The 12,861-nt window shown below is 51.9% G+C and carries 12 protein-coding genes and 3 tRNA genes; 9 read left to right on the top strand and 6 right to left on the bottom strand.

Annotated elements, in window-relative coordinates:
• Positions 1 to 156 precede the first annotated feature (156 nt).
• Both QEH52_RS01065 and QEH52_RS01070 read left to right on the top strand, forming a co-directional pair.
• The gene (locus QEH52_RS01065; protein ID WP_308948075.1) at positions 157 to 1,047 is read left to right on the top strand and encodes a hypothetical protein; all 891 of its coding nucleotides are present in this window, start codon (positions 157 to 159) and stop codon (positions 1,045 to 1,047) included.
• 48 nt (positions 1,048 to 1,095) lie between these two features.
• Entirely contained in the window at positions 1,096 to 1,746 is a 651-nt protein-coding gene (locus QEH52_RS01070) for a response regulator (RefSeq protein WP_308948076.1), read from the top strand.
• 643 nt (positions 1,747 to 2,389) lie between these two features.
• Here the strand turns inward: QEH52_RS01070 and QEH52_RS01075 are convergent.
• Positions 2,390 to 2,480: transfer RNA gene (locus tag QEH52_RS01075), tRNA-Ser, on the bottom strand.
• Between the two features lie 309 nt (positions 2,481 to 2,789).
• Between QEH52_RS01075 and QEH52_RS01080 the strand changes: the two genes are divergently transcribed.
• The 3 genes from QEH52_RS01080 to QEH52_RS01090 all read left to right on the top strand — a co-directional run bounded on the left by QEH52_RS01080 (position 2,790) and on the right by QEH52_RS01090 (position 4,856).
• Positions 2,790 to 2,865, top strand: a tRNA-Phe gene (locus tag QEH52_RS01080).
• A gap of 80 nt (positions 2,866 to 2,945) precedes the next feature.
• Positions 2,946 to 3,027 (top strand) — tRNA-Leu (locus QEH52_RS01085).
• 422 nt (positions 3,028 to 3,449) lie between these two features.
• Entirely contained in the window at positions 3,450 to 4,856 is a 1,407-nt protein-coding gene (locus QEH52_RS01090) for a hypothetical protein (RefSeq protein ID WP_308948077.1), read from the top strand.
• Between the two features lie 53 nt (positions 4,857 to 4,909).
• On the opposite strand, the gene QEH52_RS01095 is transcribed toward QEH52_RS01090, so the two are convergent.
• Positions 4,910 to 5,413, bottom strand: coding sequence for an ankyrin repeat domain-containing protein (locus QEH52_RS01095; protein ID WP_308948079.1), 504 nt, complete (start codon positions 5,411 to 5,413; stop codon positions 4,910 to 4,912).
• A gap of 60 nt (positions 5,414 to 5,473) precedes the next feature.
• The gene (locus tag QEH52_RS01100) at positions 5,474 to 6,913 is read right to left on the bottom strand and encodes a catalase (RefSeq protein ID WP_308948080.1); all 1,440 of its coding nucleotides are present in this window, start codon (positions 6,911 to 6,913) and stop codon (positions 5,474 to 5,476) included.
• Between the two features lie 130 nt (positions 6,914 to 7,043).
• Between QEH52_RS01100 and QEH52_RS01105 the strand changes: the two genes are divergently transcribed.
• Positions 7,044 to 7,928 (top strand): LysR substrate-binding domain-containing protein, encoded by an 885-nt coding sequence (locus QEH52_RS01105; protein ID WP_308948081.1) that lies wholly within the window; start codon positions 7,044 to 7,046, stop codon positions 7,926 to 7,928.
• 39 nt (positions 7,929 to 7,967) lie between these two features.
• Here the strand turns inward: QEH52_RS01105 and QEH52_RS01110 are convergent, their stop codons facing one another.
• Positions 7,968 to 8,228 (bottom strand): HPr family phosphocarrier protein, encoded by a 261-nt coding sequence (locus tag QEH52_RS01110; RefSeq protein WP_308948082.1) that lies wholly within the window; start codon positions 8,226 to 8,228, stop codon positions 7,968 to 7,970.
• An 89-nt stretch (positions 8,229 to 8,317) separates the two neighbouring features.
• Here QEH52_RS01110 and QEH52_RS01115 point away from each other — a divergent pair, with 89 nt between their 5' ends.
• Positions 8,318 to 8,734, top strand: a complete 417-nt coding sequence (locus tag QEH52_RS01115) for a hypothetical protein (protein ID WP_308948083.1) — start codon at positions 8,318 to 8,320, stop codon at positions 8,732 to 8,734.
• A 49-nt stretch (positions 8,735 to 8,783) separates the two neighbouring features.
• On the opposite strand, the gene QEH52_RS01120 is transcribed toward QEH52_RS01115, so the two are convergent.
• Positions 8,784 to 9,743 (bottom strand): aldo/keto reductase family protein, encoded by a 960-nt coding sequence (locus QEH52_RS01120; RefSeq protein ID WP_308948084.1) that lies wholly within the window; start codon positions 9,741 to 9,743, stop codon positions 8,784 to 8,786.
• Positions 9,744 to 9,921: 178 nt separating this feature from the next.
• Between QEH52_RS01120 and QEH52_RS01125 the strand changes: the two genes are divergently transcribed.
• Together QEH52_RS01125 and QEH52_RS01130 are read left to right on the top strand one after the other, a co-directional pair.
• Positions 9,922 to 10,620, top strand: a complete 699-nt coding sequence (locus QEH52_RS01125) for a DUF6515 family protein (protein ID WP_308948086.1) — start codon at positions 9,922 to 9,924, stop codon at positions 10,618 to 10,620.
• 91 nt (positions 10,621 to 10,711) lie between these two features.
• The gene (locus tag QEH52_RS01130; RefSeq protein ID WP_308948087.1) at positions 10,712 to 11,965 is read left to right on the top strand and encodes a S1 family peptidase; all 1,254 of its coding nucleotides are present in this window, start codon (positions 10,712 to 10,714) and stop codon (positions 11,963 to 11,965) included.
• 17 nt (positions 11,966 to 11,982) lie between these two features.
• Here QEH52_RS01130 and QEH52_RS01135 read toward each other — a convergent pair whose 3' ends face one another.
• Positions 11,983 to 12,753, bottom strand: a complete 771-nt coding sequence (locus QEH52_RS01135) for an alpha/beta fold hydrolase (protein WP_308948088.1) — start codon at positions 12,751 to 12,753, stop codon at positions 11,983 to 11,985.
• Between the last annotated feature and the right edge of the window lie 108 nt (positions 12,754 to 12,861).

The following is a 12,861-nucleotide window of genomic DNA, read 5'->3' on the forward strand; positions in this document are numbered from 1 at the left end:
CAATCGTTCTGTTGAGCAAAAGTCTGTGAATGCGGCCATGCCGTCATGCATGCCTACCGTAGAAGGAGTGAGCGTCTAGATCTATTGAGGTAAAATCAGTGTCTGAGTCTAGACGTTTGCACGTGTAGGCTCAGACGCTTTATTATATTTGCCATTATGTTGAGTTTAGCCCCCATACGATACGCTCAGGTCATGCGAGCGCAGGGCGGTCCCATTGATCGTCTTGAGCACACTGTCGGTCAGATTTGGGGGAAGCCTCGGGTGCAGGCGGTGGCTTATCTTCGCGAAGAACTCGTGCCCATAGAATTTTCTCAGAATCGAGTGTCAGAGCAACCAGATGGAGCGGGAGCGCATGAAACGCAGCAAGTTGCCTGTCACATGGCGATTTCTGAGGCACTTGAACGGTGGGCGGTGTATCATTGTCGTGGTTCTGAGGCAGGCGATGTCGGAGGAATGGACCTAGACAGCAGTTCTAATGGGTTTGCGGCTTATCCTGGGCTATTCAAGCGTCAAGCACGTGCCGCCGCATTTCGTGAATCTATTGAGCGGCATTGCCTGATTTCTTGGTGGGAAGAATTGCTGGGGCATCGAAGTTTACCTGACCCTCTCGCTGGCGTGACTGCGATTAAACTAGAAAACCCCTTTAGCCGACATGAGGTGGCACTTCTTTGGACTGAAGTCGAAGGCCGATACGCCTACGCCTTCGGTGCCGGCAGCAACGAGTTGAATGCGATTCAACGTGCGCTTGTTGAGTTGGATCGAACGATACAACTGCTTCGAGTCTTGAGTCCTGAAAAGATGGCTGATCATCTATGCACGGGGGACGTCTTTGAACGTCGTATTGTCTTTTTTGCATCGGAGGCGGGCAGGCATCGCTTTATGAAGCGGCTCGCCTCGATGAGAAAAGTTGGAGCTCCTAAAATGAATTTACTGTTTGATGCCGCAGTCAATGGGCCCTGGGATCGATATGTAAGCGTTTGGCGGACAGTCATCGAAGCACCGAGCCGAGAGTATTTAAGTGACTCCGAGGACTATTTTTTTTGGTGAGCTGCTTTTTAGGCTGGAGGCCTGCTATTGTTAATGCTTGTTTGGGTTATGAATGCTTTGATTGTTGAAGATGAAGGGCTTACGCGGAACTTGTTGTCTGGTTTGCTCCGGCGCGAGTTTGATTTTGATGAAATTGTTCAGGCGGCAGATGGCGATGAGGCTTGGGAGCTCTTTTTAGGAGACGAATTTACGTTCATAATGATTGATTTGATCATACCGAAACTAGATGGATTGAGCCTTGCTCGTAAGATTTTAGAGCATGGCCGAGGGAAAAAGATTATTGTACTATCAAGTGAGTGTGACGACTACACAGTAAAAGAAGTGAGTCGAAGTGGGATTTTTGGCTATATAGATAAACCTGGCATGTCGGAATTCGTATTATTAGAGGCGATACGGACTGTGCTGCAGGGGCGAATCTATATGTCTGCAGCAGTTCGAAAAGTGATGGATCGAATTGCTGTGGATCCAGATGCCTATTATAAGGTCTTGTCAGATCGCGAGATGGTAGTGCTCCGTCTGTTGTCTAAGTGCGAGACAGACGAGTCCATTGCTCAAGAACTGGATATCAGTCCTTTCACAGTTCGTCGCCATCGACTAAATATTATGAATAAGTTAAATCTTAAGAGCGTGGCCCAACTTATACGGTACGCGCTTGATCAGGGTATCGTTAAGCATAAAAGCGGTCTGGGCTGGTCCTGATATGATAGAATCAGGGGGGGGCGCTGTGTGCGCAGTTGAAGTCGAGAGTGGGGAGCTCTTTCGTGGCGTCGCCGCTCGCGGCGGCCTTGGTGAAACGCATGCAAGTCTTTGAGGCCCGGCGTCCGCGAGCGGACACGCCATGTCTTTATTGTACCACTTCTAAGAATATATGATCTATAAGCTTGGCCTTTGCGTAGCCTCGAAACTTTGTTTCCATGCGTCGCCTTCGGCTATGCAGGACACAGTCGGGGGGCGATCGGCATCGACCCGGTTCCTAGAACCGAGGTTACAAAAGATATATTCGGACCAAACTTTTTTCGAATTGGTATAAGTAGACACAAAAAATCCCCAAATGCTTTTTTACGCGCAAATTTGGGGATTAATAAATGGCGGAGAAGGCGGGATTGCTTCGCCATCTTCGCTTCGCTGCGTCGAACCCGCGGCAGGTTCGACTCCTCGACTTCTCATCGCCCTTTTAGGCGACTGCGTCTTAAAAATGGCGGAGAAGGCGGGATTGGTGGCTGCGCCATCGCTTCGCGATCCTCCTTCGGAGGCCCCTTCTTCAGTCGCTGCGCTTCTTACGTCGAACAAGTTCTCATCCCTTATTCCGGCTAAGCCGGATAATTTGTTTTGCGGAGCAAAATGGCGGAGAAGGCGGGATTCGAACCCGCGGAACCCTTTTGAGGTTCACTTCTTTAGCAAAGAAGCGCTTTCGGCCACTCAGCCACTTCTCCTTACCAGACCGAGGAGACAATCTCCCCGCTGGCAGAGTTCAACCCTAAATTTCGATATTTTTCAATTTTTTATGCGGCCGCTGATTTAGGCTGTGCCCCCGGGGTTTTGGCGATCAGATAAATCAAAGTGTCTAGTCCGACTTGTGTGTAAAAAGATAATGAAGGAGCGCGGAAGCTGTTGAACTGCGCGCCCTATACAGATTGTAAAATGGAGACGACCAACGCTTGTTCGAAAATAAATGAAAAAAAGTAAAAAACTCAGTTGACGAGTTTAAAAAAGGTTCCCTTAATCCCGCCTTTCTCAACAGTGGCCGGATAGCTCAGTCGGTAGAGCAGAGGACTGAAAATCCTTGTGTCCCCAGTTCGATTCTGGGTCCGGCCACCATTGAGAGAATATTAAGTCGCCTCGCTTAATTGAGCGGCGACTTTTTAATTTTCAGCTCAAACCTCGTTTGAGTTCCATCTGCTCGGGTGGTGAAATTGGCAGACACGCCAGATTTAGGTTCTGGTGCCGTAAGGCGTGAGGGTTCAAGTCCCTCCCCGAGTAGTTTGATTGAAGCGCTCCGATTCGTTGGAGCGCTTTTTTTGTTTTTGTGTGCTAAGAATTCCGCGGGACTTGACCCTGCGGGTGGTCCGGTCAGCAAGCTGCCGGTCTTGTCGCTTCGCTCGGAACAAGTCCCTCCCCGAGTAGTTTGATTGAAGCGCTCCGATAACTCGGAGCGCTTTTTTTTTGGCGTGCTATGCTTGGCAGCAAGCTCGTGCCCGCGATCCTTGATCGAATGGGGGGAATGCGACAGGTGTAATCAGAGATGGAATAAAGTGGTGCGCGGCGGGTCTAGTCTGCGATAATACTGTTTTTGATCTGTTTATAATTATGTTGAAAGTGAATCGTGGTCCTTTGTTCGTCGCTGCGCCGAGTTGGCGGGTTGTTTTGGATGCTAAGCTGCTTGGCGAGTGGGCTTCTGTGCTATGAATACGGAGCATACGATTGCGCTGTGGCTCTTGGCCTTGGCCTATATGGGGATCATTTGGTGGAAGGCTCCTAAACAAGTCAGCGCATCTGGCTTCTTTAAAGGAAAGCATGCAGATGGCAAAGATCCCTCACTGGGCTTGCTGATCGCGAGTGCGGCGATTTCCTGGATCTTTGCTAAATCGATCGTCAACGCGGCCGACCTTTCGCAGGCCTTTGGCTTCTGGGGCGGTGTGGGTTATGGCGTTTATTACTTGAGCTTTGTGGTCGCAGGTATTGCGTTTTATCTGATTCGTACCCGCACTGCCTATACATCTTTGCCTGCTTTTTTACGCGGTAAATATGGCTTAGTGGGCATGCGCCTGTTTTTGTTGGCGGTGGGAATTCGGCTCTATAACGAAATTTGGTCCAACACCAAGGTGGTCGGCAGCTTTTTTGGTCCGGAAGGAGGGAGTCAATATTGGCTGGCGGTGCTGGTTTTTACGGTCTTTACCGTGATCTATACTTGGCGCGGCGGCCTGCGCTCCAGTCTGCTGACCGATGCATTTCAAATGGTGTTCGCTGGGCTGTTACTGGCGATCACGCTCTTTGTGATTTCACCGCCTCTGATTCGGGAATGGCCACAGGCGACACCGGATATGACAGGCTCGGCTTTGACCTTTGCTTTGTTAGCTTTCTTGCAGATCTTTAGCTATCCCTTTCACGATCCGGTCATGACGGATCGCGCCTTTATTACGAGTCCGCGGACGATGTTGAAGGGCTTCATTGCCGCAGGACTGCTGAGCGGCGCTTTTATCGTGTTGTTCAGTCTGGTCGGGCTCTACGCTCGTTTGCAAGGGGAGGGCAGTGGGCCCGCCGTCTTGAGTGTTTCGGCTGCGCTGGGCTTGCCGATGTTGCTGATTTTTAATGTGATGATGCTGACCAGTGCGGGCTCCACTTTAGACTCCACTTTTTCCAGTGCGGGCAAGCTCAGTATTTTGGACTGGAAGTCGCGCCAAGCGATCGCGCCGAACAGTGTTCGACGCGCGCGTGGAGTCATCGTGGCGCTGGCGATTTTGGGCAATTTGCCACTACTTACAATTTACATGGGCGATCAAATTGGCCCTGCGGTGATTGCAGCCACGACCATTAGCGGCACCATGGTGATGGGCTTGGCGCCGATTATCTTGCTCAGTTTTCTACCTACCAGTGCTTTGAATTTTCATTTAGCCTTTTGGCCGGGCTTGCTTCTTGGCGGACTGCTTGCTTTTACGCCTAGCATTTTTCCTGCATGGGTGGCGGTTGGCTCTGGCAAATATGCCTTGGCCACGGGCGTGAATCTTTATGGTTTGGGGCTCTGCACGGCAGGCTTTCTGATCGGCAGTGGCGTGAATCTTTACAAAAAAAAGAGCCCTGAAACTACGTGAATGACGTAGTCTCAGGGCTCTGGATTCGGAAGTCCGGCGGTCGCTTTGCTTAATTAAGCTGCCTGTAAGCGAAAGAGGCGCCGGACCCCCTTGGTGAATCGGACTAGGGTCTCAACTTTCATGCCCCAGATGCGCGAGCTGTTGGCGCTGTGAATGCGTGATTCCAAAAAGTCGACCATCGCATGGTGGCCAAACATTGCAGCGAACATGACGGGTGTGCGACCTCCGCCCTGATCGGCATTGGCATCTGCGCCCAGATCGACTAACAACTTGGCAACTTCCAAGTGCCCCTTGAAGGCGACTCCGGCGAGCGGTGTTTGCTGGCGATCGTTGCGTGCATCGGGATCGGCGCCGGCGGCTACCAACATACGCACGGTCTGTAGTTCGCCATGATAAGCCGCTAACATCAGTAAGCTATTTCCTTTTTCATCTTTCAATTCCACAGGCAAGCCAGCTTGCACCATGGGAGTCAGTGTATCCAGATCTCCATTGCGGGCGGCATCGAGGGCAATCTGTTGCAATTCGGCATAGCGGTTTTCTTCAGTTTCGGTAATCATAGGAATGTTGCTTAAATGTTTTTATATTGAGTGTGGCAGCCCAGATTGAATGGCTGGGTCTTAGGCTTGTAACGCGGCTCGCACGCCATCGCCATAGGCGGGGTCGGCTTGGTCGAAGTGCGCCAATTGACGCTCTACGATGTGCTGCGGCACGCCTTGCATGGCAGCGGCGATGTTATTGAAGAGTTGCTGCTGTTGATCCTCGCTCATCAGGCGAAACAAGTCGCCGGCTTGGCTGTAATCATCGTTGCCCTCGCGATGATTGTAGCGATCGGCGTCGCCCGAGATCTTGAGTGGTGGTTCGGCGAAACGTGCATCTTCGGTGGCGCCGCCCATTGAGTTGGGCTCGTAATATGCGTCGCTACTGGAGGGCGTCGCCGCATTCATCGAGCCGTCCATGTGGTAGGTGTTGACGGGCGACTTGGGACGATTGACCGGAAGGGATTCATACCAGGTGCCGACGCGATAGCGGTGGGCATCGGCGTAGGAGAAGATGCGAGCCTGCAACATTTTGTCGGGCGAGAAGCTGATGCCAGGCACGATGTTGGAAGGCGAGAAGGCGGCCTGCTCAATTTCCTGGAAGTAATTTTCCGGGTTACGGTTGAGCTCCAAGGTGCCGACATCAATCAAAGGGTAGTCCGCGTGCGGCCATACTTTGGTCAAGTCGAAGGGATTGATCGAGTAGTGCTCCGCATCGGCCTCGGGCATGACTTGGATCTTGAAGTCCCACTGAGGGAAGTCGCCTGCTTCGATCGCTTCGTAGAGATCTTTCTGTGAAGACTCACGATCCTCGCCGATCAGTTTGGCGGCCTCCTCGTTAGTCATAGTCTGAATGCCTTGGCGTGTCTTGAAGTGGAACTTCACCCAAAAGCGCTCGTTCTTGGCATTGATGAAACTATAGGTGTGTGAGCCATAGCCATTGGTATGGCGGTAGCTCTTGGGTAAGCCGCGGTCCGACATTAAGATGGTGACTTGGTGCAAGCTTTCGGGGCTCAAGGACCAGAAGTCCCACATCGCAGTGGCGCTACGCATATTAGTCTTTGGGTGGCGCTTTTGAGTGTGGATGAAATCCGGGAATTTGAGCGGATCGCGGACAAAGAACACCGGAGTGTTGTTGCCGACCATGTCCCAGTTGCCCTCGTCGGTGTAGAACTTCAAGGCCCAGCCACGCACGTCGCGCTCGGCGTCGGCCGCACCACGCTCGCCTGCCACAGTGGAGAAGCGTAACAAGCAATCCGTTGCTTTGCCGATCTCTGAGAATACGGCTGCTTTCGAGTATTGGGTGATATCGTGCGTGATGGTCAATTTGCCAAAGGCGCCGGAGCCCTTGGCGTGCACGACACGCTCCGGGATGCGCTCGCGATTCTGGTGCGCCAATTTTTCCAACAGCTGATAGTCCTGCATCAAAACAGGGCCGCGGGCGCCAGCTGTCATCGAGTTTTGATTATCAGCGATCGGATTGCCCGCTGTGGTGGTCATTTGCTTGTGTGTGTGATTCATAGATTCGTGGGTTGGTGTGATTATTGATTAACAAGAATCTGTAAGCTTTTTTGGTATAGGTAAAACATTTTGTAATAATACTGAATATAGGAATTGCCTATGGGGTGAGTGTCTATTTTTTTTCGAATACATGGATTTACGACAACTGCGCTATTTTACGGAGACCGCTGAGGCAGGCTCGATGACTGCGGCGGCTAAACGCTGTCAGATCAGTCAGCCTTCCTTGAGTCAGCAAATCATGTCTTTGGAGGAGGAGATCGGGGAGCAATTGATGGAGCGGCGTCCGCGCGGCATCGAACTCACCGCAGCGGGGGAGTTATTGTTACGACATGCCAAGCGACTCTTGCGCGAGGAATCGGTCTTGCGGGAGCAATTGCGCGCGCGCAGTGAATTACAGCGGGGCAAGATACATTTCGGAATCATCCCGACCTTGGCGCCTTATCTTTTGCCTCGGCTGTTCACCACCTTCCAGCGTGAGTATCCGAGCATCGAAATTGAATTCATCGAAGACCGCACCTCATCACTCATTCAGGAAGTTGTGGCGGGGCGTATCGAGTTCGCGATTTTGAGTGATGTGCCTGAGCAGGATTTGAATAAATACTCCTTGCAGGTCGATGAGCTCTTTCAAGAAACACTACTCTTGGCCGTGCCCGAGGGGCATCCACTCGCGCAGCAAAGCGCAGCGCCCACGGCTGAATGCTTGCCCGCCGAGGAGTTGATCCATCTGAAGGATGGCCATTGCTTGCGCGATCAAGTGCTGCAGGCCTGCGGGCTTCGCCGCTGTGATTCACGTTTGCAATGCGATCAGTTGGAAACCGCGATCGCCATGGTGGCGGCCAATCTAGGCGTGGCCGTGGTGCCACAATTAGCCGTGGAGGGGCGCAGCGTTCCGAATGTGAGCTTTCGCGCCTTTGCCAGCCCGGTGCCTCAGCGTCAGATCTATCGGCTCCAGCGCAGTGGCACGCATCTGACCAAGGCAGCGCAGAAATTGCTCGAAGCGAGTTTGTTCCAGTGATCGCTCCGGCTGGTAACTATATTTCTGCGTCTGTTTGAATCATTCGCTGCTAGTCTCGAAGTATTTGTGAATCTTTTGAGAGGCTTCATCTTCGTCTTCGCCGTTCACTTCTATTGTGAGTGTGGTGCCTACGCTCGCGCATAGCATCAGTATGGACAGGATGTTCTTTATGTTCGCGATTTTGTTGCCCGATTTGATGATAATCGAGGACTTCGCTTGTTGACCGAGATGGACTAGATCGGTGGCAGGCCGGAGGTGGAGGCCTTGTTCCCAAGGAACGGTGACTTCGGATTGTTTCATGTTGTATTAGTCTGCAGAATCGCGTTCTTGTTCAATTTTCCAGTGAATTGAAAATCACTTTCTGATCCCTCATTTGTATGCATTTAAAAATGATGAAATCTATTTGTACCACGGCTGCGATATTTGCGATGACTTGGCTGCTGAGTGGCTGTCAGGCGCGCTACGGAATCAAAAGTCACCGTGTGGTGGAGGCCGATTTGATGGGAGCGTTGCAGTTTCCAACCGTCACGATGGAAGTGGGGGATGTGATACGTGCCACGACGCCCGCTAAACGGCCGATGTTTGGTGGTTATTGGCTGGGCGTGTACGTGGAGCAATCCGAGGTTGCACGCCACCGACCACGTGAGGATTCTTTTCTGCGAGGTACGGACATCGAAGCCATCTCGCCAGGCCGCAGCAAAGCGTATTATTTAAGTGCGGTGCATTTGCTGGTAGAGCCAGTGGAGATCAATGAATGGGAGGGCAACAACTGGTTTTGGATCGAGGTGCTGCCACTGCAAGAGTGAGTGGAGAGATCCGCCAAGGATAATTCCTTGGCGGATTTTCCTTGGCAAGCTAGGCAATTGTGGCGGGATCTACGGTGCTGCGCTTAGCTTCCTTGGGCGCGAGTGCGTTGATCTTTGCGATCTGTTCGTCGCTTAGTTCGAAGTCAAAGAGTTCGAGGTTTTGTGCCATGCGTTGCGGGTTGGAGCTCTTGGGGAGCACGACACGGCCGCATTGCAGTTGCCAGCGTAAGATGACTTGCCCGGTGGAGCGTCCGGTCTGTTGGGCGATCTCGCTGATGACTGGATCTTTGAGAATGCCATAGGCTCCGGAGGCGAAGGGCGCATAGGCCTCCACCAAGATGCCCTGGGACTGACAGTAGGCTTCCAGTTCCGGGTCTTGGCAATAAGGGTGAAGTTCAAACTGGTTGACCGCAGGCACGGTACGGCCTGCGGAGATCAAGTCTTCGATGTGGTTGGCAGTAAAGTTACATACGCCGATTGCATGTGCGTCGCCGCGTTTGTTGAGTGATTCGAAAACCTCCCAAATGGCGAGCCGTGCTTCGCGGCCAAAGCCTTTGTCCTTATTTACAAAATCGCCTGGCCAGTGCATCAACAATAGGTCGACGTAGCCCATGCCGAGCTTATCTTTCGATGCTTCAAAATCGTCCATTACCCGCTGTTGGATGTCTTCGACGGAGGTCCAGTTCCAAGTCAGGCGATGCGAGATCGCGACATGGGGTGGTGCGGCCGGGTGGGCAAGTTTGGTGGTGATAAATAAGTCTTCGCGTTGCAGCTTTCCTTCGCTCAGAGAGCGTCCGACGATGTCGCCCACGTGGCGTTCGGTGGCGTAGCAGTGCGCTGTGTCCAAGTGTTGGTAGCCGGCTTTCAAAGCTTCGGTGACTCCATGCCATGCGAGTTCCGGGCGAAAGCCTTGCATCTCCGTTTCGTCTGTCCAGTTGCCAAAGGCACAGCCAAATCCTACTGCAGGGATCTTTTTACCAGTGTTGAGTGTGAAATAAGGTTCAGTCATGCTGCAGCTTAGATGCAATGTGATCAAATGCAAGTGGGGCCGAGAGAGATTTTTGGGCTAGGTCAGGGAGGGGGGCGCAGGTTTATGACAAAAGTGTCATGTAACTTTATGGTATATCGCACGATCTATTTCCTAACAGCCGCCATTCAGGCGCTGCGCAATATAGAAGTAAAATATTATGAAATACCCAACAGTAAATAAAGCATTCCTCTTGAGTCTCACTATGGTTCCTTTGTGTGCGATGAGTCTTTCAGCGAAACCACATAGCCCTTCGAAACACTCGCATGCGCCTGCTCGCGGGCCGAGCATCGGTGCGTATGTCGGCATACAAGCACCTAAAGGATCTGTGGAGATTCGGGTCGGCAATTTCAGCTTTCGCTATAATAATGGGACATTTTATAAGCACACTAAGCATGGCTATGTGGTCACTAAGGCACCTCGCGGTGCGATCATCCATACATTGCCACCAGGCTGTTCGCGCGTAGTGGTGGGTGGGTATGTGTATTATTCTAGTAATAATGTCTATTACCGACAAGCACCTAACGGCTATATCGTAGTGGAAGAGCCGGTGCTTGTGAGCTCGGGGTCTACAGTTGTGAACACGCCGGTGGTTGTCAGTGAGCCCGTTCTTTCTGAATTATCAGTCTGGCAAGGCGAGCAGGAACTGTTGGTGCGGGATGGTCAGTTCTTTAAGAACACGGCTGAGGGGCTCGTTTGGGTCGAGCAGCCAGTGGGGGCCTTGACTCGAAGCCTGCCTGAAGATGCTACTTCAATTTGGTATCGAGATATTGAATACTTTGATGTCGATGGAATCCTCTTTCGTAAGACGCCCAATGGGTATAAGGTGGTGGATTCGCCTTGGGAGGCTGCTTCGTAGGGGCTTTGCGTAATGGATTTGCTTGCGGCTTCGCGTTAGTCGTGAGTTTTACCTTGATCACGTTATTTATTTCTAATAAATAACGTGATCAATGGACTTTTGGAGAATAGGTAATTTTGCACTGTTTACATTGCTGTTGTCGCTACTCTCGGTGAGTGCGACGCAGTATACGCTAACAGATCCTAAGGGGCGAAGTATTGACGTCGTTTTACTCGCGAAGACGGATCGTTCTGTGTCTGTGATGCGTTCGGATGGTCAGACATTCGAGATTGGCTATGATTTGCTTTCTAGCGGTGACCGAGAATTTATATCACAGTGGGAGCCGCCGGAGCTGCCTCTGGCAGAGTCTGCAGTCGATGCAGTCGTGATTATTCAGACAGAAAAGAGCACCGGGACAGGCTTTTTCGCACATGATGCAGGAAATACCTACCTTTACACAAATCAGCATGTGATTGCTGATATTGAGAATGTGAAGGCTATAGACTCTAGGGGGAAACATATTGAATTAGGCGTTTTTCAAATATCCAACAGTAAAGATATCGCTCGTTTCGAGGTGAGCCGGCGGCCCGCCTTGGTGATTACGGATCGTGCGGATCCGCATGCGGAGGTTACAGTGCTGGGAAATAGTGAGGGCGCTGGTGTGATTACCAGCGGCCTTGGGAGGATTCAGGGAATTGGGCCGTCCGAAATCGAAGTTGATTGTGATTTTGTGCCTGGCAATAGTGGTGGCCCTGTGATCGATTCTGAAAATAGTGTGATCGGCGTCGCGACATATATTTCCGCTGGGGATGACGCTCCTGATTGGGTCACTAAAGATACGCGTTATGCCAAGGCTCGGCGATTTACAATCAGACCTTCGCGTATTGAGGATTGGCGGGAGATATCGCGTGAGGCTTATGCGAGGCAGGTGCACGATCTTGAGTATGCGATCGATCTGTTCAATCAAGTTTATTGGACTTATCTGATGCTGGACGAAGGGGCGGGTTATTTGTCAACAATACCAGATCATTGGCATCGTGATATTTTACAGATATTACGTAATCATAATTCCCGTCAAAGACGTCCGGATGCGACGCGAACCTACTATTATGAAAATGGTTTCTTGAATACTAGTACCAAAAGTCACGCAGGCAAAAAGGAAGCTTCTCGCCGCACCAATTTACGGGCATTGATGCGGGTGATTGAGGATGAATTTGGTGATTTATATAACCTGAAGAATCGGCAATTGGATGTCGGGTATCTGTTGCAGAACAAGTATGAAAGTGCGGCCGTGCTTGAGGGCTGGTTGAAGTCGCTTAGAAAGCAGATTCAAAATGAGATCGGTATGAGTCAGCGCTCATTTTAGTGGTGCTCCCAGTTCGTTCACGACTCTAGCGCTTGCAGAAACTGGCGAACGAGCTGTGCGCTCGCTTCGGGCGCTTCGAGATGTGGCGCGTGGCCTGCGCCCTCGATGATCCGATGCTGCCAAGGCAGGTCGAGTGGGGGCGCACTTAAGGATCGCATACGCTGGGCGATGGCGGAGTATTTGCTGTCTTGTTGACCAGTGATTAGTAAAATGGGCATCTTCAAGCGGCTGATGTGAGGCCAGAGATTCATGACTGCGCCTTGGCCGAATTGGCGTAGGCTATTGGCCAAACCGATTGCGCTATGTTGGCGGCGGCTTGCTTGCATGGCATTGCGCCATTCGCTGGAAATGTTCTGCTGACTACGAATCATGGGCGTGTTTTGCCAAAATTCTAAAAATGCGGGCACGCCCTGAGTTTCGATGGCGTCAGCCAGGTCGTTATCTGCGCAGCGGCGCTGGCTGCGTTCCCTTTCGTTTTCGATGCCGGGGTTGGGGCTGATGAGTATCAGTGCATCCCATGCCTGCGGATCTTGGCAGGCGTGAAGCAGGGCAGCGCGTGCACCCATGGAATAGCCGAGCAAAAGCTTTTTGGCTGTGCCCACGGGGGCGCCGAGCGAGGGGATTTGCTGCTGAATGTAGGCGGCGGTCGCTTGGGGGCTGCAGTCGAGTGGCTGCTCATTGCCGTGGCCAGGCAGATCGGGGCATCGCCATTCGCCACCGCATAGTTTCGCGAAGGGGGCGAAGTCGCTGCCACGACCGGTAAAGCCGTGAAGTGCTAGAATTTGCATTTGAATGGAGTGGAGCGTGGGAAGTGGAGAGTCGGGAGGCAAGCATGGCTTGTTCCATCGATTAGACACAAAAAAAGACGGCTCTTTGCGAGCCGTCTAGTATTTCAG

This window comes from Thalassobacterium maritimum (genome assembly GCF_031127805.1).
GTDB lineage: Bacteria > Verrucomicrobiota > Verrucomicrobiia > Opitutales > Coraliomargaritaceae > Thalassobacterium > Thalassobacterium maritimum.

Coding starts and splice junctions, on each gene's coding strand:
- QEH52_RS01065 (WP_308948075.1), top strand. CDS start 157: ATGTTGAGTTTAGCCCCCATACGATACGCTCAGGTCATGCGAGCGCAG.
- QEH52_RS01120 (WP_308948084.1), bottom strand. CDS start 9,743: ATGACTGAACCTTATTTCACACTCAACACTGGTAAAAAGATCCCTGCA.
- QEH52_RS01090 (WP_308948077.1), top strand. CDS start 3,450: ATGAATACGGAGCATACGATTGCGCTGTGGCTCTTGGCCTTGGCCTAT.
- QEH52_RS01135 (WP_308948088.1), bottom strand. CDS start 12,753: ATGCAAATTCTAGCACTTCACGGCTTTACCGGTCGTGGCAGCGACTTC.
- QEH52_RS01115 (WP_308948083.1), top strand. CDS start 8,318: ATGATGAAATCTATTTGTACCACGGCTGCGATATTTGCGATGACTTGG.
- QEH52_RS01130 (WP_308948087.1), top strand. CDS start 10,712: ATGGACTTTTGGAGAATAGGTAATTTTGCACTGTTTACATTGCTGTTG.
- QEH52_RS01095 (WP_308948079.1), bottom strand. CDS start 5,413: ATGATTACCGAAACTGAAGAAAACCGCTATGCCGAATTGCAACAGATT.
- QEH52_RS01070 (WP_308948076.1), top strand. CDS start 1,096: ATGAATGCTTTGATTGTTGAAGATGAAGGGCTTACGCGGAACTTGTTG.
- QEH52_RS01105 (WP_308948081.1), top strand. CDS start 7,044: ATGGATTTACGACAACTGCGCTATTTTACGGAGACCGCTGAGGCAGGC.
- QEH52_RS01125 (WP_308948086.1), top strand. CDS start 9,922: ATGAAATACCCAACAGTAAATAAAGCATTCCTCTTGAGTCTCACTATG.
- QEH52_RS01100 (WP_308948080.1), bottom strand. CDS start 6,913: ATGAATCACACACACAAGCAAATGACCACCACAGCGGGCAATCCGATC.
- QEH52_RS01110 (WP_308948082.1), bottom strand. CDS start 8,228: ATGAAACAATCCGAAGTCACCGTTCCTTGGGAACAAGGCCTCCACCTC.